The following is a 796-nucleotide window of genomic DNA, read 5'->3' as shown; positions in this document are numbered from 1 at the left end:
TTCACGAAGATGCCCTGCCGTCAATCGGGCAGGGCCTTCGTATGTTCATTTTCTCACTCGAATCCCTTCAGAGAGCCCTTCGGACCAAGGCAACAATGCCTCGAACGCCGCTTCATCCTGAAGGTCCATATTCGGCATCCGTTCAAAGAGATATATAAGATACGCGGTCGGATTCAGTCCATTCTCCTTCGCTGTCTCCACGATGCTGTATGTCACAGCACTGGCCCGCGCTCCACGTGGCGTATTGGCAAAAAGCCAGTTCTTTCGTCCGATCACAAACGGCTTCAATGACCGCTCGCACCGGTTGTTGTCGATCTCCAAATGCCCGTCTTCGACGTACCGAATCAGTTTGGGCCACTGCTTCAGGACATAGCTCACCGCTCGTCCTAACGCGCTCTTCGGCAACACCTGCTGTTCCTGCTTTTCAAGCCATGCCAAAAACGCGTCCAGGATGGGTTTGCTTTTGGCCATCCGCACACGTTGCCGCTCTTCTGCGCTTGCGTTCTTCAGCTTCTTCTCCACTGCGTACAGCCCGTTGCAGAAGGACAGTCCTTCTTCCGCTGCCGTCTTGCCCTTTCGCTCCTTGGGAGGCACTGCCTTGAGGGCTTCGTCAAATTTCCGCCGCGCATGCGCCCAACATCCTACAAGGGTGACATCCGGCAAGCCCTCATAGCCCGCGTATCCATCCACGTGCAGATAACCTTGAAATCCCGCCAAGAACCGCTGCGGATGTTCTGCATTCCGCGTCTCTTGGTAGTCGTACAGCACCACAGGCGGTCCGTCCATACCGCTCCGG

General features: G+C 55.9%; 1 protein-coding gene. It reads right to left on the bottom strand.

Features of this window, described 5'->3' with window-relative positions:
* Nucleotides 1-45 precede the first annotated feature (45 nt).
* Nucleotides 46-796 (bottom strand): IS66 family transposase (gene tnpC, locus AS26_RS13630; RefSeq protein WP_157068527.1); only part of this gene is annotated, 751 nt, incomplete at its 5' end.

It is taken from the genome of Alicyclobacillus sendaiensis NBRC 100866 (genome assembly GCF_001552675.1).
Lineage (GTDB): Bacteria > Bacillota > Bacilli > Alicyclobacillales > Alicyclobacillaceae > Alicyclobacillus > Alicyclobacillus sendaiensis.
This window is presented reverse-complemented; position numbering and strand designations above follow the sequence as displayed.